At 61.8% G+C, this 16,934-nt stretch carries 13 protein-coding genes; 6 read left to right on the top strand and 7 right to left on the bottom strand.

All coding sequences use genetic code 11. From position 1 onward, the window contains the following. Nucleotides 1–26 precede the first annotated feature (26 nt). Together hslO and ACVW0R_RS01880 are read left to right on the top strand one after the other, a co-directional pair. Entirely contained in the window at nt 27–989 is a 963-nt protein-coding gene (gene hslO, locus ACVW0R_RS01875) for an Hsp33 family molecular chaperone HslO (protein ID WP_011431262.1), read from the top strand. Between the two features lie 49 nt (nt 990–1,038). After that, nucleotides 1,039–2,061 carry a glycosyltransferase family 2 protein gene (locus ACVW0R_RS01880; RefSeq protein ID WP_457501557.1) on the top strand — a complete coding sequence of 341 codons (1,023 nt, stop codon included), beginning with the start codon at nt 1,039–1,041 and terminating at the stop codon, nt 2,059–2,061. A gap of 7 nt (nt 2,062–2,068) precedes the next feature. On the opposite strand, the gene ACVW0R_RS01885 is transcribed toward ACVW0R_RS01880, so the two are convergent. After that, nucleotides 2,069–3,322 (bottom strand): YcjF family protein, encoded by a 1,254-nt coding sequence (locus tag ACVW0R_RS01885; RefSeq protein WP_457390674.1) that lies wholly within the window; start codon nt 3,320–3,322, stop codon nt 2,069–2,071. Between the two features lie 248 nt (nt 3,323–3,570). Between ACVW0R_RS01885 and dpsA the strand changes: the two genes are divergently transcribed. From dpsA to ACVW0R_RS01900, 3 genes are all read left to right on the top strand, one after another. Beyond that, nucleotides 3,571–4,122: a DNA starvation/stress protection protein DpsA gene (gene dpsA / locus ACVW0R_RS01890; protein ID WP_457501558.1), complete on the top strand. Its 552-nt coding sequence runs from the start codon at nt 3,571–3,573 to the stop codon at nt 4,120–4,122. A 146-nt stretch (nt 4,123–4,268) separates the two neighbouring features. After that, nucleotides 4,269–4,535 (top strand): Asr1405/Asl0597 family protein, encoded by a 267-nt coding sequence (locus ACVW0R_RS01895; RefSeq protein ID WP_041438578.1) that lies wholly within the window; start codon nt 4,269–4,271, stop codon nt 4,533–4,535. After that, nucleotides 4,519–5,082 (top strand): (2Fe-2S) ferredoxin domain-containing protein, encoded by a 564-nt coding sequence (locus ACVW0R_RS01900; protein ID WP_041438576.1) that lies wholly within the window; start codon nt 4,519–4,521, stop codon nt 5,080–5,082. The genes ACVW0R_RS01895 and ACVW0R_RS01900 overlap by 17 nt, the downstream gene beginning before the upstream one ends. Nucleotides 5,083–5,110: 28 nt before the next feature. Here ACVW0R_RS01900 and ACVW0R_RS01905 read toward each other — a convergent pair whose 3' ends face one another. From ACVW0R_RS01905 to menA, 6 genes are all read right to left on the bottom strand, one after another. Then, nucleotides 5,111–6,079: a Gfo/Idh/MocA family protein gene (locus tag ACVW0R_RS01905; RefSeq protein WP_099812824.1), complete on the bottom strand. Its 969-nt coding sequence runs from the start codon at nt 6,077–6,079 to the stop codon at nt 5,111–5,113. Nucleotides 6,080–6,199: 120 nt separating this feature from the next. Continuing rightward, nucleotides 6,200–7,435 (bottom strand): LL-diaminopimelate aminotransferase, encoded by a 1,236-nt coding sequence (locus ACVW0R_RS01910; RefSeq protein ID WP_457501559.1) that lies wholly within the window; start codon nt 7,433–7,435, stop codon nt 6,200–6,202. Nucleotides 7,436–7,532: 97 nt separating this feature from the next. Beyond that, entirely contained in the window at nt 7,533–10,784 is a 3,252-nt protein-coding gene (locus ACVW0R_RS01915; RefSeq protein ID WP_457501560.1) for a hypothetical protein, read from the bottom strand. A gap of 80 nt (nt 10,785–10,864) precedes the next feature. Next, the gene (locus ACVW0R_RS01920; RefSeq protein ID WP_099887344.1) at nt 10,865–12,043 is read right to left on the bottom strand and encodes an LptF/LptG family permease; all 1,179 of its coding nucleotides are present in this window, start codon (nt 12,041–12,043) and stop codon (nt 10,865–10,867) included. 77 nt (nt 12,044–12,120) lie between these two features. Then, complete coding sequence (locus tag ACVW0R_RS01925; RefSeq protein ID WP_011431252.1) at nt 12,121–13,959, bottom strand: LptA/OstA family protein; 1,839 nt, start codon at nt 13,957–13,959, stop codon at nt 12,121–12,123. A 141-nt stretch (nt 13,960–14,100) separates the two neighbouring features. Next, nucleotides 14,101–14,967, bottom strand: a complete 867-nt coding sequence (gene menA, locus ACVW0R_RS01930; protein WP_041438574.1) for a 2-carboxy-1,4-naphthoquinone phytyltransferase — start codon at nt 14,965–14,967, stop codon at nt 14,101–14,103. 464 nt (nt 14,968–15,431) lie between these two features. Between menA and ACVW0R_RS01935 the strand changes: the two genes are divergently transcribed. Then, complete coding sequence (locus ACVW0R_RS01935; protein WP_240530367.1) at nt 15,432–16,859, top strand: isochorismate synthase; 1,428 nt, start codon at nt 15,432–15,434, stop codon at nt 16,857–16,859. Nucleotides 16,860–16,934: the final 75 nt, after the last annotated feature.

Here is a 16,934-nt window from a genome sequence, read left to right on the forward strand (position 1 = left end):
CTTTCGAGGCAGGAGTTGAGGTTGTGATGACGGATGCCTCTGGGTCAGAACGATTGAAGCGAACCAAGGATATTTCTGAGAGTACACCGCCTTCATCTCTTCCGGATCACCTGATCCGGGCTACGGCGGCGGAGGGCAAGATTCGGGTGGTGGGCTTGGTGTCCACCCAGGCAGTCCAGGAAGCGCGGGAGCGGCACAAGCTCTCCTATGTGGCGACAGTGGCGCTGGGGCGGGCTATGAGTGCAGCCCTGTTGCTGGCGGCCAACCTGAAGCGACGCCAGGCGCGGATCAACCTGCAACTGAAGGGAAATGGCCCCTTGGGCGGCATCTACGTAGATGCCGGCATGGACGGCACGGTACGCGGCTATGTGAGCAACCCTGCCATTGAACTTCCTCTCACCCCTGAGAGCAAGTTGGATGTGGGTCAGGCCGTTGGGCGTTACGGCTACCTCCATGTGCTGCGGGACTTGGGCTACGGCCAGCCTTACACCAGTGCTGTGGAACTGGTTTCGGGAGAGGTGGGAGATGATATCAGCTACTACCTCTCCTCCTCGGAGCAGATCCCTTCGGCAGTTCTTTTGGGGGTGAACCTCGATTCCCAGCGGGTGCGCGCCGCCGGTGGAGTGCTGATGCAGCTCATGCCGGGAGCGCCAGCCAGTCTGATCCCGGAGATGGAGGCCCGTTTGGCCAAAGTAGAGGAATTCAGCCCAATGCTGGCCTACGGCGGCGGTTTGCGGGAGCTGTTGCAAATTTGCCTGGGCGACTTGGATCTCAAGATCGCGCCGGAGGTGCGCACCATCCGCTTCTATTGCCAGTGCAATTCCGACCGGGTGAAGGGGGCGCTGCGCATGTTGGGGCGGGACGAGCTCATCGACATGATCCGCACCGATAAGGGAGCAGAGGCGGTTTGCCAGTTCTGCAACGAGGTCTACCGCATCTCAGAGGATGAGCTGCGCTCGATTGTGGCGGAGATGTCGGCAAACCCATAGCACCCCGTGATGGCAGAATAATCGCCAGGTACGGGATCCCTGCTCTCCTATGTCCTCTGAGCCTGCTGCCCCTGAGCTCTCGGTTGTCATCCCCTGCAAAAATGAGGCGGACAACCTGGAACATTTGTTCGAGCGCCTGCGCCTAACCTTGGATCCGTTGGGGATCCCCTACGAGATCATCTGTGTCAACGACGGCAGCGAGGACGACACGCTGGAAAAGCTGATCGCTTTCCATCGTCAGGATCCCCGCATCAAGGTGGTGAACCTCTCCCGCGGTTTTGGCAAGGAAATTGCCCTCACCGCCGGCTTGGACTACGCTGCGGGCAGAGCCGTTGTGCCCATCGACGCCGACCTGCAGGATCCCCCGGAGTTGATCCCGGAGATGCTGCAGCAGTGGCGGCAGGGGTATCAGGTGGTGTATGCGGTGCGCCGCAGCCGCCGGGGAGAGAGCTGGCTCAAGCGCTTGACGGCCAACGGGTTTTATTGGGTCATCGACCAGCTCAGCCAGGTGCGGATCCCGCGCAATACCGGGGACTTTCGGCTATTGGATCGGCAGGTGGTGGACGCCATCAGGCAACTGCGGGAGCGCACCCGCTTTATGAAAGGGATCTTTGCCTGGGTGGGCTATCGTCAGGTGGCCATTTTTTACGACCGCGCCCCCCGTTTTCGCGGCAAAAGCCAGTGGAACTACTGGCGGTTGTGGAACCTGGCCATAGAAGGCATTACCTCTTTTAGCTCTTGGCCGTTGCGGGTGTGGAGCTATCTGGGCTTGGGGATTTCCGTGCTGGCTTTGCTGTACGGCCTTTTTCTGATCATCCGCACTTTGCTGTTTGGCGCTGATGTGCCCGGCTACGCCTCTTTGGCGGTGATGACCTTGTTTTTGGGCGGGATCCAGTTGATCAGCCTGGGCGTAATTGGAGAGTATCTGGGCCGCGTTTTTGAAGAGGTGAAAGGCCGGCCACTGTACCTAGTCCAAGGCGCCTTTGGGTTCGAGACCTCAGGACATTCGCCTTCTCCAGGATCCTATCCTGTTTGCAGCTCGGGCTCGCTGCCCACTCAAAAGCCGGGATGAAAAGCTCTTATGCTCTTATTCCCACCTCATTTTTCTGGGTTCTGCGTCCGGCATATTCTTGGTACTCGCGCACAAGGATCTCCTGCATCTCTTTCTGGGAAAGCTGGATTCCTTGGATTTCGGCGCGGGCGATGGCCTTCATCAGCTCAATATAGGCCAGGCCAAGGGAAAGGGTCAGGGTAGCGGCTGTGGTGGATTGGATGATGCCGCCTGCCAGGGATCCCACGCCGGGGATCAGCTTCAGCAGGTTCGAGACAATGGCCCGCCCGGTCACCACTGCGCCCCCAACGCCTGCCAAAGCCGCCATCAAAGAGTAATAAAAAGAAGGGGAAGCTTTGTAGCCGAAGATAAAGCTGATATTGGCAATCATGCCAATCTGAGCAGCCACCAACAGAGGGGCATCGGCAAAAGGAAGGGGGGTTGCCCCAATAAAGGCCGCGCTGGCCACATAGCCCGATACATACTTAAAAGCAGCATCGGCTTTGAGATCTACCCGCAGCAATTGCTGGCGGATAAAGGCAAGGCGAGCCACTTCCGGCAGCAGCTCCAAGGTGCAGCCGATCAGATGCTCCAGCCCGTGGGCGGGGATGGTGAGTTGCCGGTTAATGACCTTGTCCTTAGCCAAAAGAGGAACAATGTAGCGAACAGGGAGATTTTGGCGCTGCAAATACTGGAAAAACTCGCTCTCTTCCGGATTGGGGTATTCCAGGCATTGAGTTAAAACCAAGATGACCGGCACATCTTTGAGTTCCAGTTCCCTCAGCCACCTGCGCTCGGTTTCCTCCAGCCGCTTCAGCTCGTGGTGGATGCAATACCAAACAATGTGAATGTGATGTTCAGGATCCTTGAGGCGCAGCTCGTCGATTAGTTGGGCCACCTCGAGGCGGATCTGAGTATTCTGCTCGCCGGCCAACTCCATGCCAGGCGTATCGTAGATGGTGATCGGGCAACCTTGCTTGGAATATTGGCGAATGTGGCGGGTGACGGGGCTGCCGACGCCGGTGCGGGCCAGCTCATCTTTAAACACCGCGTTGACCAAAGTGCTCTTGCCCACCCCGCTTTTGCCGATCACCAGGACGTTGCAATGGCCCATTTCGGCCTCCGCTTCCAGCAGGCTCTGTTTGAACAGGTGGCGTTTGAACAGGTGGCCGGCCGAATCTTCTAGATCTCCCTGTTGCCCCCGAGCTCGCGCAACCGTTTGATGGGTTAGGCGAATCAGTTTTTCTATCCAGGAGCGGCTTTCCGGCTCCGTTTGAGACATGCTCCATCCCCAAGTACGGGATCAACTGGGCTAACGCTCCCAGTCTAGTGTAAATCGCGAAGGGATGCGACTCCTCCCTGACCGGCCCACCGGTTCTGCTACAACCAGCACTTTATTGAGAGCTGTTCACAAGAAGCGCCGAGTTGGACTATGCTGGGGTGGGGACAGCCCCAAGATCTCCTGGATCGACTCAATCAAGTAGACTGGGTAGATAGCTGTGTCCTCTTTACCTTGGAGAACCTTGCCCTATGTCTGAAACCGCAACCTTGCGCCAGGTCTTCAACAGCGTGCGCAACAACCCTGTCTCCCTCGGCCTGGAGGTGACCCAGCCGATCTGCGAGGGGATGAACGCCCTTCTGGCCAGCTTCCAAGGGTTGTACTTGCAATACCAGAAGCATCACTTCGTAGTGGAGGGCACCGAGTTCTACCCGCTGCACCAGTTATTCAAGGATCACTACGAGCAGGTGAGGGAACATGTTCACGACCTGGGAGAACGCCTTGAAGGTCTAGGGGGTGTGCCGGTAGCCACCTTTGCCACCTTGGCTCGCCTCTGCTGCTTTACCCCTGAGCCGGATGGCGCTTTTGAGGCGCGGCAAATGCTGAAGAACGATCTGGCCGCGGAGCAGGCCATCATTGATCTGCTGCGGCGTCAGGCCGCTCAAGCGGAAAGCCTAGGGGATCGCGCCACCCGCTACCTCTACGAGCAGATCTTGCTGAAGACGGAAGACCGGGCCTTCCACCTCAGCCACTTCCTGGCCAACGACAGCCTGGTGTTTGGCTTGATGGACGGCAGAGCCTAGTCGGGATCCAGGGCAGGCCCGTCAGGTCGGCGAGCCTGCTACCCTCTCTGCGCTGGCTTTTGTTTTTCTTGTAAGCATTTATTGAGAATTACTCTCCCTAGTAGCTTTCCAGGTCTACTCTTACTGATGAGGCGTTGCTTCTGGCCATGAACTTTGTATCTTCTGGGAGCGGCTATTGTTTGCAGATCCCCTTGGGGGAGCGCTGGCGCATTGGGCGGCGGCTGGTGGAGTTGGGGATCCCAGCGGTTTGTACGGGAGAGGGTCATTTGCAGGTGCAGGTGGACACGCCTTTGGCTCTGGTGCAGGTGCGCAGCGTGATCCGCCAATACACGGCGCGGCGGCGGGAGTTATTGGACAGCCTAGAGATATGTTGGCAGCTCAACGCTGGGGGACAAGATGAGCAAGTTGGCTAAGCAAAGGATCCCGTTTGAGGCAGAGGGCCAGTTCCTGGGATTTCTTCCCGATAAGGATGGCAAGCTCAAGTACTTGCGCTGGCAGGCCGGGGCAGAAGTGTTTGCTGGCAAGATCCCCAAGCCGCTGCGTTCTGAGCTCTACCGCAGCCTCAAACCCGGAGATAGGCTTCAGATCGCCGGGGAGCGGGAGGTGGATCCATTCAAGGGGCGAGAGAAATGGGTGCTCTGCCGCGTGGTTCCTGTCCAGGCTTCCCCCAAGGCCGCTCCCGGAGCGGAGGAAGGGAGGAAAGGCGTTGTCTTGGTCTGTCAGAAGTCTGATTGCTGTCGGCGGGGGGCGATGGCGGTGATGCAGGCTCTGCAGGCCCACTTGGCGGCCTACCCGGAGACCATCCGGGTGCAGGGAGTGGGCTGCATGAAAGATTGCAAACGGGGGCCCAACGTGGTGTTCCTGCCCGACAAGGCTCGCTACAGCGGCGTTTCTCCGCAAGGGATCCCGGCTTTGTTGCAGCGGCACTTTCCGCTGGCAGACCCAGTTCCTTCTCCTTGAGCGGCAACGTCGCCTGCTGCTAAGGGATCTAATCCTGGACGCAGACAACCTGCTGGGTTTGGGCAGACCGCTCGGCGGCCTCGGCCACAGCTAGGGCGTGGAGCATCTTCTCCGGATCCACGTAGAGAGGGCTGCCGCAGCGCAGGTGAGCCAGCACCATGCGGGTATCTTGCTCAAACAGGCCGTGGCGAGATCCGGTCTCCAGGGGATGGGCGCTGCCAGGGCGCAACAGGGTCGCCTCTTCGCCGTTGATCAGCAGGCCCCCCCGCTGGCCATGGAACTCCAATAGGCGCTGGGAGCACCACAGGGAGTCCCCTTTGCCATAGGTCAACACCGCCAGCAGCCCACTGGCAAAACTTAGGTGGGCTGTGCAGTAGCAACTGCTGTAGCGGTGGGGCAAGTCTGGACCGTCGTAGCGCAGTTGACAGCTCACCCGCTCTACCTTTCCCAACAAGTCCACCAGGCGGTGGATGCGGGAGACAGCCCCTGTGAGGGGGAAGCCAAACTGGTCGGGCCGATAAGTCCAGCGGTCGGGGGCAGGGTGGGCGGCAGTGAGGGTAATGTAGCGAACGGCAAACAACTTGCCCAGCCCTGCCAGCTCCCGTCTCAGCAACTGGTGAACGCCGCTGAGGAGCTCTATGTGCTCTACGTGCAACAGCAACTGCCGTTCCGCTGCCAATTGCACCAGGGAGCGAGCTTCGGCAACGCTCAGGGCCAGGGGATATTCCACAACGGTGTGGATCCCGGCCTCCAGGGCGGCACGGGCGATGGCCGCATGATCCCGATTGATGGTGCTAACAAACACCAAATCCAGCGGCTGCTCGCAGAACAGGGAAGACCAGTCGGAATAGGCCGCCGCCCCAAACTCGGCGGCAAAAGCAGCACTTCGCTCAGGGGTTCGGCCAGCAACTGCCACAATCTGCACCTGCCCATCTTTGCGCAAGGCTTCTGCCCGTGAGCGAGCTGCGTAGCCAGTGCCGATGATCCCCACCCGCAAGGTCTGTCTCCTCTCGTAGCCTGTTCTGTCTGTAGCATCCCATGGAGCCCCACACCAGGGATCTTTCCCTCTCCAGCTTGTCCGGGAAGATCCCTGCTCCCCCGCCAAAGCTCTAGCCCCTTAGCTTCCAAACACGCTGACAATGCGGCGCATCGCCTCCTCCACGTTGGCGCGGCTGTTAAAAGCCGACAGGCGCAGATAGCCCTCGCCAGCGCTGCCAAAGCCAGATCCGGGGGTGCCCACCACATGGCAGGTGTGCAGCAGCTTGTCGAAAAACTCCCAGCTACTTAGCCCCTCCGGGGCTTTTACCCAAACGTAGGGAGCGTTGACGCCGCCGTAGGCCTGGAGGCCGGCTTTGGCCAACTGCTCACGAATGATGCGGGCATTCTCCAGGTAAAACTGCACCAGAGCCCGCACCTGCGCCTGCCCCTCCTCAGAGTAGACAGCCTCGGCCCCTCGCTGCACAATGTAGGCCACACCGTTGAACTTGGTGGACTGGCGGCGATACCACAGGCTCCACAGATCCACCCAGGAGCCGTCGGCAGCCTGGCCTCGCAGCGACTTGGGCACCACGGTAAAGGCGCAGCGGGTGCCGGTAAAGCCAGCCGTTTTGGAAAAGGAGCGGAACTCGATGGCGCATTCCCTTGCCCCTGGGATCTCGTAGATGGAGTGGGGGATCCCAGGCTCGGTAATGTAGGCCTCGTAGGCGGCATCGAAGAGGATGAGCGAGTTGTGGGCGCGGGCATAGTCCACCCAGGCCTGCAAATGCTCCCGCGTGGCCACTGCGCCGGTGGGGTTGTTGGGAAAGCAGAGGTAGATGACATCCACCTTTTGCTGGGGCAAGCTGGCGGTGAAGTGGTTTTCTGCCGTCAGCGGCAGATAGACCAGGCCCTCGTATTCGCCCCGCTCGTTGGCCGGCCCCGTATGGCCGGCCATCACATTGGTGTCTACATAAACCGGGTAGACGGGATCCGTGATGGCAATGGTGTTGTCGTGGCCGAGAATATCCAGGATGTTGCCGCAGTCGCACTTGGAGCCGTCGGAGATGAAGATCTCAGAGGCGTCGATGTCGCAGCCGCGGGCCTGGAAATCGTGGCGGGCAATGGCCTGGCGCAGCCACTCGTAGCCCTGTTCCGGCCCATAGCCGCGGAAGGTGGCCCGCTCCCCCATCTCCTCCACGGCCCGGATCATGGCTGTTCGGCAGGCTTCCGGCAGCGGCTCGGTGACATCGCCAATGCCCATCTTGATGATCTGAGCTTCGGGATGGGCGGCGGCAAAGGCCTGCACCCGCCGGGCAATCTCGGGAAAGAGATAGCCAGCCTTCAGCTTGAGGAAGTGGTCGTTGATCCTGGCCATAGGAGTTCAGCGCTGCTGAGCAAAAAGGAGCGTCGGCCCTTTAGTGTAGCCGAAGCCGGCCCCAACCCGCCCTCCCGACTGCAGGGCAGAGCCAGCCCTAGCGCCCCAGGCTATCCAGGCTGAAGGCGCCCACCGGCGAGGTTAGGTGAAACTCTCCCCGCTCTTGGGTCAGGCCCACCGGGCGGCTGGGAAAGGCCACCAGGATCCCTTCCAGGCGCAGGGACTCTGCCAGCGGATCGTAGGCCAGGCGCAGCTCGAAATCCCGCAGGTCGCGGCGCACCTCAATGCGGCGGATCCCTGCCTCCGTCAGGCCCAGGCGGAGCCGCCAGTGGTTTTGCCACTGCGTGCCGAGGGTGGCATCCAGCTCCAGACCATAGGTAGAGATCTGGCCCAACCGGGGATCGTAAACCGCCTGCAGCGCATAGCTGATCCCCGGCTCATAGCTATCTAGACCGGAGCGCTGCTCCCGGTTGAAGGTGGTGCTGCTGCGCCCTCGATATTCCAGACGAACGGGTTGGAGCTGTCCCTGGTTCAGGTCGTAGGCCGTCTGCAACTGAATGTTGAACAGATCAGGGGCGGTGCTCCAGGTGAAGTTGGCGTTGAGGGTATCCCACTTCTGGGTGATGAAGTCGTAGCCAAGGCTGGTGTCCAGGCGCACCAGGTTTTTCACCTCTGCCTGCAGCTCCTGCAAGTTGCGGGAGGCAATCGCTGCCAAATCCTCGGGGGTATCGTCGGGGAAGGTCAGGGCTATCGGCAGCTCGCCGGGCAGGTCATCTTCAAAGGCAATGTAGCCTGGGGGCACATCGGGTAGGGGATCGCGGGGCGTAAAGAAGCTGATGTTGGCATTGATGCGATCCACATCTTTAGGGCTGGTGGAGAGGGTTTGGAAGGGCACAGAATTGTTGCCGTAGAAGGTGCGGCTGTAGCGCAGGTCGATGGTATTCCAGTCGGCAGGTCTGAGACTGAGGCGAGGGTTGAGGCTGACGGTAGACTCCTGGTCAGGAGTGGAGTAGAGGACTTGGGTGTAATCGATAGAACCCGGCATGAAGGTGATCCAGGGAGCCGGTTGAATATCGTTGAACTGGAGGCTGGAGCGCAGCTCGTAGCGATTGAAAAAGTGGAGGCCCGCCCCCACCTCTTGATCCGGCTGTTGCTCTTGAGTCAGGGTGAGGGCGCTGCTGAGGGCAATATCAGGCGTGATGCGAATGAGGTCGGGGTTAAAGGCCAGCTCGAAGTTGCGACGCGGCTCGTTGTCGCCATTGGAACTGCTGTAGGCACGGTAGGCCAGGCGATAGGTACCTCCCCAACCGGGTGGGGTCACTTGAGTGCCCAGCGTCAACCGCGCATCGGCAAAGTCGGGGCCATCTTTGACGCTCACCCGCTGGTTGTAGTCCAGCCGCAGATCCGATTGCAGCCAAGGCACGCCCCCATAGCGCTGGAGGTGGCTGAGGGTGAGGGGAAAGCTATAGGTGCCGTTCTCCTGGGATCCGCTGCGGCTGATGTTGAGGGTGGTGGTGGAGAGATCCCCCTGAAAGGTGGTGTTGAGGCGCAGGTCGGCGTTGTCGTTGCGCCCGCCGGCAGGGCGGTAGGTGTTGTCCAGGTTGAGGTTGAGCTGGCCCCACAGTTGGCCTTCTTGGCCGAGGATGTTGGCGGCGTAGAAGTCGAAGTTGTGGTCGAGGCGGAGGCGGCTGGAAAAGCGCCGCTGGTCGGCCTCGGTTACCAGGTAAAACTGGGCCCGCCCGTAGTTGACGCTGTCGGGGATGGGGAGGATGTAGTCGTGCAGAAAGCCGATGCCCAGGCCTTTCTTCTGCAGGACATCTAGCCGCAGGCCGCCGAAGTTGTACTCGTCAAAGCGGTAGGCCCAACTGGACTTGACAAACACCCCTTCCGCCTCGCTGCGTCCCGGCAGCACCCACTGGTGATCTCGCAGGCTGTAAATGAAAAGGGGCAGGTAGGCAATCTGCAGCCCCGCCCGCAGTTCGCCCTCTGGGGTGAGCTCGCCGCCGGCAAAGACGCGGGCGTCGTAAACGATGACCCGGTTATCGGGAAACACTTCCACCCGATCCCCTTGTACGTAGTGGGTAATGGGCGGCTCCGGCGAGGTGGTGACGGTGGCCCTCTCGAAAAAGATCTGATCCCCCAACAGGGCGGTGGTCTCTTGGCTGCGCACAAAAACCTTGGTGCCCGGCTCCTCCCCCGGCAAGATCACCAGCGAGCTTTCAAATTGAGCGCTGCGACCGGGGATGTCCAGATCCAGGTTGCGCCCCTCAATTTGCCGGATGCCGCGCCCCTGGGGTCCAGGGGGCTGTTCCATCCGGAAGGGGCCGTCGCTGCGCAGGCGCCGTTCCCGTCGGTAAAACAACAGCCGCTCGCCGCTGATGCGGGTGCCGTCGGCCAACTGGATCTGGGCGTTCCCCTCGGCAATGCCCAGGTCTTGCTCGGCAAGGTAGCTGAGCACATCCCCACTGACGTTGATCTGAGCCGGGTCGAGGGGGATCTGGGCGGTGGCGGTGGCCGCCAGCTGCTGGCGAATCTGGGATCCCTGGCTGGCAGGCGGAGCGGCTTCTGGGCCGGTGGCGGGATCGCCCAGATCTCGCAACAGGGGGAACCGCTCCAACAACTGAGGAGCAAGGAGGGATCCGGCAGTGGGGGTGAATGCCTCAGTTCCGGTTTGAGCTGCCCTCTGAGTGCCGGTGGAAGAAGGGGCGCCGCCCCAATTCCAGTTCCCGCCGGCTTGCGGGATCCAGGTCGGGACTTGCTGCGCCACCGCTTCCGAACCAGGCCTCTCTTGCCCTTGAGCAGCGGCCAGGCTCTCGACGGTGGACCCTGGGGGGGGAACAGGCAAGCGCCTCGCTTCGTTGGGGTGCTGCCCAGGTTGCTCTTCTACCTGCAAGTCAGCAGCTTGGGAAGTTGCAGGCTGGGAGGAGCGAAGGGAGTCCAGAGTAGGAACAGCTGCCGTGGGCGTTGTCGATGAAGCAGACCGGGAGGACGGTGTTGCCTGAGCTTGGGCCTGCTGCGCCTGCCGCCGTGCATGGGCCGCCGCCCCTTCGGCCAAGAGCGGCTGCAGCCGCTGCCGGTTTAGCTCTTCCGGTGTGAGCGCTTTTTCGGGAGGGGATCCTTCAACAGGGGCCGAGGCGGGAAGAGGGGGAACGGAGGGAGCCGCTGTTGCTGCCAGGCGCGAGGAGGATTGGGCCTCGGCCAAGGTGATGGGATCCCCCAACAGGCTGGCGCCGGTGGGAGCAACCGGCTCTGAGCCAGGATCGCGGCTCCGCTGGGCCGCCCAAAAGCGCTGATAGCCCTCCAGATTGGTGGGCAGGGGATCCAACTGGGCAAAGACGGCCTCCCCCATCCCCAACCACAAGGAGCTGCCCCAGCACAGGGCCAACCATTTTGCCCAAGGGCTGAAGCCCTGCGGGAAGTTGCCGGATCTCACCGTAAAAACCGCCACAGTAGAGAGAAGCCCACCCCACCGAAAATCATATTCGGCAACCAGGCGGCCAGCCAGGGATCGATATGCTCAACTCGGCCCATGGCGCGTCCCAGGCTCATCAGTACATAGTAAATAAACACCAGGACAATCGCCAGCGCCACACTGCCGTAGCGGCCGGTCTGGCGCACCGTCTGCAGGCCCAAGGGCGCAGCCACCAAAATGGCAAAAAAGCTGGCCAAGGGAATGGCGAACTTGAGGTGGTACTCCGTCAGGCAGCGGGCCACATCAGCAGAAGGACGTTGCTCCGCTCGATATCGCTGGCACTGCTCCCACAGCTCTGCCGCCCGTTGCTCCTGGGGCACCTTCTCGGCGTACACCAGGCCCACCAACTTGTTGACGATGTTCAGCTCCATCTCCGCCACCTGGCCCTCGTAGTAGGTGCGCCCCCGCTCGTCGTAGCGACGGATCACCACGTCTTGCAGGTGCCAGGCTTGGCCCACCTGCTGCGCCGTTTGGGCCGAGATCACCTGTGGGTAGCGCAGGTGGCCGGTCTCGGCCTTGCGATCCAAAATCAGCAGATCGTGCATCCAGCCGGTCTTCGGGTCGATGGATCCCACATGAAACCAGAGGTCGTCGTCCACCCGCACAATTTCCTCCGAGTCAAACGGAAGGGCATCCTGGGCCAGGATGAGGTTGGTGTTCAGGGTTTTCACCTTTTGGTTGGTCTCTGGCACGATCACCTCGTTGGTCAACAGCGCCAGGCCGCTGACCAGCAGGCCGATGCAGAGCACCGGAATCAACACCTTGCGGTAGGGGATCCCGGCGGCCCGCAGGGCGGTGATCTCGCTGTCAGCTCCCATCCTGCCCAGAGTAAGTAGGGTGGCAAAGAGGCCGGCAATGGGGAAGGTGACCACCAAAATGGCGGGCAAGTTGAGGAGGAGAATGTGCAAAATTGTCAGGGGAGGGGCGCCTTTTTTCACCAGCAAATCGGCGTAGATAAAAAGCTGGTTGCCCAGCATCATCACCGTGCCCCCCGCCACCCCCAAAAAGAAGGGTCGGATCATCTCTTTGCAGAGATAAAACTCCAAAAAAAAGCCCCCCAACTTCAGGGATCCCCAAAAGCTCCCCGTCTGGGCAGAAGTTCGGCGCCGTTGACCCTTGGCCAGTGGGATGGTCATGTGGCTCTGTTACCTCAGGTGCACAAGCTCAGCCAGCTCTAGAGATCCAGACGACCCCCAGCTCCGCTGGGATCCCGTCAGAGGGCGTCGGTGATGCGGAATTGAAACATCCCCTGCTGCTGCTCGTCCCCTTCCACGGTGTACTCATCCCGCTCCAAGTTCAGGGTGACCAGCCTGCCGCTGAGGCGGTTGGCGCCCCGGCACATCTGATCCAGAGCATCGCGACCGGGCAGCGGTGCAGTGCTCTCGCGGGGAATCGGATTGAGCTCGCCGCGATCGCAGAGGAGGACGGGAGCCTGGTCGGCGGTGATCCTGAAAATCTGCCCTTGGTCGGAGTACTCGGCGCGATCCCCTTCGATGGCGCGGTTGGCCTGCACGATAACCACATTGCCGAAGAAGCGGGCATCGCCGCTGGCCTGATCGATCTCCACCCGGTCGGCGTAGATCACCGTCGGCTGGTCCACATCGGCCTGGGTCTGGGGGTTTTGCAGACGCCGCGCCAGCCAGTCCCCCTCGATCTGCTCGATCACCACCTCTCCCCGCAGCTCCACCTTCTCAGGGGTAATGGTGGCCTGGTTGGCCTTGGCCTTGCGCCCCCGCTGGATGAACTCGACGGCCTCGCTAAACTCCGAGGTGCCGGTACGAGAGTTGTAAACCAGGCGGGCGGCCCGCACTTCCGTTTCGGCTTGGCGCAGCTCCTCCGTCAGGGATCCGCCGCCAGGAGCTGGGGTAGAGGTGGCCATCTGCCGGTAGAGGACGTTTTCTTCAAAAAAGAAGATCTTGTCGCGGTGGTTGCCCTCCAAGCGGGCGGAGGTGAGCACCCGCCCAGGCTCGCGCAGGGTAACCCCCCCCGTCAGCAGGCTTTGGGATTCGCGGCGGCGGTAGGTGCCCTGGGCCGACTGGATGATGGTTTCCCCCTGGCGGATTTCCAGGTTGCCTTCCCCGCGAGCAATTTGCGTGTTGCGGTCGTAGGTGAGGCGGTCGGCGACGATGGTGACCTCCTGATCCTGCTGGGCTGGGGTCGCCTGGGGATCAGCCTGGGCCAAGCGCAGATCCGCCAAGAGGGGATCCCGGCTGCCGACATCGGCCACCTCCTGCAACACCACGCCGCCGGAGAGAATGCTCTGGGCCTGTCGGCGCAGGTAGGTGCCCTGAGGGGCGCGAATCTCGAGGCCGCCTTCGCGAATGCGCAGGTTCCCTTTCCCTTCGGCCACCTGGTTGGCCCGGTCGTAGGTGAGCTGGTCAGCGGTGATGATGGTAGAAGTGGGATCCGCCCCAGCGCTGGTCGGGTCGCTCATGGGCGCGGCTGCTGGGCGTGAGGACTCCGAATCCAAGGGCAACACCGTTAGCTTGCCCTGCTGGGCGCTGAGGAGGGCAAATTGGAAGTTAAACGAGCCGGAGCGGCCCTCTAGGATCATTTCTTGCCCTTTGAGGGTGAAGGCCTCCGGCACCTCGATGCGCTCTTCGGGGGTGATTCGCAGAGCACGGGTCAGAAGCAGGCTGCCATCCTCGCTTCTCACCTCCACCCCCTCATCCAGATACAACGCGTCGGCGGTGGCGTTGTAGCGGGCACGCTTGGCCTGCCAAATCATCCGCTCGCTGCTGGCAAAAAAGGGATCCGGCACCTCTTCTTGGCGGTCGGCGCCATCTCCGTAGAAGTAGCCGTGCGCCCCCTGCTCAAACACCTGTTGCCCAGCTCTTAGCTCCACCTGGTCGGCGATGAGACGCCAACGCCGCTGGCCCCCTCGACGACCCAAGATATCTACCCTGCGGCTGACGGAAAGGGGCTGATCCGGGGGAAGGGGCTCCACCTTTACCTCTTCGATGTCGATGGACAAGGCCCAGGCAACCAGAGCAGCCAAGAGGCCGGTTCCCAAGAGCGCCACCCCCAGGTTGGAATTGAAAAATCGCCGCATCCTGTTCTCGCCGCTGCCTTACGTTGATCCCTAACCCATGAGCCCCAGCGGGGCCAACACCCAAGCCGGCACACTAGGCTGTAGCTTATCGCAATTTGCGGGCCGCCTCGGCGGGATCCCGATCACCTCTAGGGTTCTGGCTTATCCCAGACGGCTGAGGATAAAGCCCAGCCCCAGAAACAGCCCCAGCCAAAAGTGGAGGCCGACGGCGATGAACTTAGAATGGCTGATCCGCTGCGGCTGGTCGTGATAGGCCCCCAGCAGGCGGGATAGCCGCACCGCAAAGGGGATCCCGGCAAAACCCAGCAACGTCCAAGCCGGAAAAGCCCCCAGCCCGACAAACAGCAGCAGCAGGCCAAAAATGCTGCCGCAGATCCAGGGGATGAGACGGGCGGAGCGCCGAGTGCCCAGGCGGGCCACCGGCGAGCGCTTGCCGGCAGCCAGATCGTCCTCCACCTGATGGAAATGGGAGCAAAACAAAATTAAGCTGGTGACCATCCCCACCACCAGTGAGGCCGCCAGGGCTGGCAGCGACCAGCTTTGGCTTTGGCTGTAGTGGGCGGCCAAAACCGCCAGCGGCCCGAAGCTCAAAAAACAGAGGAGCTCCCCCAGGCCGTAGTAGCCCAGGCGCAGGGGCGGCCCCTGGTAGGCGTAGCCCAGCCCGCAGGCCAGCAGCACCAATAGCAGCACCGTCGGATCCGATTGCCGCCAGCTCAGCCACAGGATCCCCGCCAGCCCCAAAGCCAAAAAGGCGTTGCCCACCCAAAACACCTGAACCGGCCTGCCCGTCAAGCTGACCAGCGAGTGGAGCTTGTTTTTGTCCACCCCCGTCTGGGCATCAAACACGTCGTTGCTGATGTTGACCCAAGCCAAAAGACAGATGGCGGCCCCCAGAAACACCGCCAAAACCCCCACATCCATCGCCCCTGACTGGGCGTAGGCGATGGCGGATCCCACCCAGATGGGCATGATCGCCACGCTGTACATGGGGGGCTTAAGGGCGGCCATCCACAACTGTCGCCGAGAGCGGCCCTCCCAAGTGCCCTTTTCCGCAAGCTGTACTGGGCTGGCCTTTGGACTCCTGCGCGTTCTCTTTGACGGTTCCGGCTGTGCGAGCATGTTGGATCTAGCTCTCTCTGGGTTCTGTGTTTGCTCTGTATTTGTTAGGTTAGGGGGCTTCTGTTCCCATCCCCAAGGATGCTAAGAAACCTTGCAATCCGTAAAGAAACGCCTGGGATCCGGCGCTGGCGAGCCTGAGCTGCCGGCTGCCCCCCTAATCTCATATCCTGAAACGCCTTTCTGCAGCTTCCCTTGCCGGTTGAGATGACGGTTGTCCTGTTTTCGGCCAAGGTAGGATCGTTCTCTTTTGCTTGCGCATGACTTCTTCTCTTTTCCCCTGGAAGGGTGGGTCCGGACGCACGAAATGGCCCAGAGCCTGGCCGCCCATTCACGCCTCTGCTGGGCCAGCAGAGGTGGAACACGCCTGGGATCCCCTGCTAGCGACCTGCCAAGAGATGGCGCGAGCGCGGGGGATCCCCCAGATTCTCAGCCTATCGCAGCCCATCTCAGGGCTAGATCCGCTGGCAGTGCTGACCCGGCAGTTGGGCTCGCTCCCCCCCAACCGCTCCTCTAGCTATTGCTATCTCTCCCACCAGGCGCAAGGGGAAAGGGTGCGGGTGCTGGGGTGGGGATCCCTGCGGCAGCTCGACCTTTCAGGAGAGGGGAGATTTCAGGCGGCACGGGCCTTTGTGCAAGCCCTACAGCCCCATGTCCACACCGCTCCTGGCAACCTAGAGTCCCCAAGCAGCCGTCAGGAGCGCCCTTTGTGCTTCTGCCGTTTTGGCTTTGCCCCCAGGAGCGGCGGGGGGGCAGCACTGGTCCTGCCGCGCTGGCAACTGTTGCAGGTGGGGGGGGAGCTGACGGTGGCGCGGCTTAACCTAGAAGTCGGCCCCGAAAGCGACCCGGCGGCCTTGGCTGGCCAGATTGCCGCTTTTTTTGCCCGCATGCAGCGTCTTTCCCAGGCTCCCTTGCCCGGTTGGGAGCTGCAGCCCCCTCTACCGGTAGCGGTAGCGGAAACACCTCTCTTGGCTCGCATTCAAAAAGCCCTGCAAGCGATTCAGGCGGGATCCCTGGAAAAAGTGGTGCTGGCAGAGGCTGTGGATCTGGCGTTGCCCTCCCCTCCCCCGATCCCTTCGCTGCTGGCCTATCTGGAGGCCCATCACCCCGATTGCAGCGTCTTCGCCTTTGCCCTGGAAAGCCAGAGGGATTTTCCTCCCCAGATCTTCTTGGGAGCCAGCCCAGAACGGCTACTGTCGGTGTGGCAGGGCCGGGTGCAGATCGATGCGCTGGCCGGCTCCGTCGCCCGCGGCGCCAACGGCCACCAGGATCGCATGTTGGCCGAGCAACTGCTCCGCAGCCCCAAAGACCGCCGCGAACACCAGTGGGTGGTGCGCTCGATCCAAGAGGCTCTGGGCCGGCTGGGGATGGAGCCCCGGATCTCCCCTCAGCCACGGCTGCGCCGTTTGGCCAACATCCAGCATCTGCAAACGGTGATCGAGGCCGAACTCCCTACGGAGGTGCATCTGTTCGACCTGTTGGCCCAGCTCCACCCCACCGCAGCGGTGGGAGGCTATCCGCAGCAGGCGGCGCTGCAGTGGCTGGAGCAGTGGGAGCCCTTTGACCGCTCGAGCTATGCCGCCCCGCTGGGCTGGGTGGACTTGCAGGGCAATGGCGAGTTGGTGGTTGGGATCCGCTCGGCTTTGATCGCGGGGAAGCGGGCCCGCCTGTATGCCGGCGCCGGCATCGTGGCCGATTCCAACCCCGCCCAGGAGCTGGCCGAGATCCGCCTCAAGTTGCATTCTCTGGCCCAGGCGCTGGCCTTGCAGCCCTTGCCCGACTAGATCCTCTCGATCCGGCAGGGGAGAGAGCTGCTCCAACTGCTTCGCAAACGGTTACAGTTAAGAAGCTGGCCCTTC

It is taken from the genome of Thermostichus sp. MS-CIW-15 (assembly GCF_054060575.1).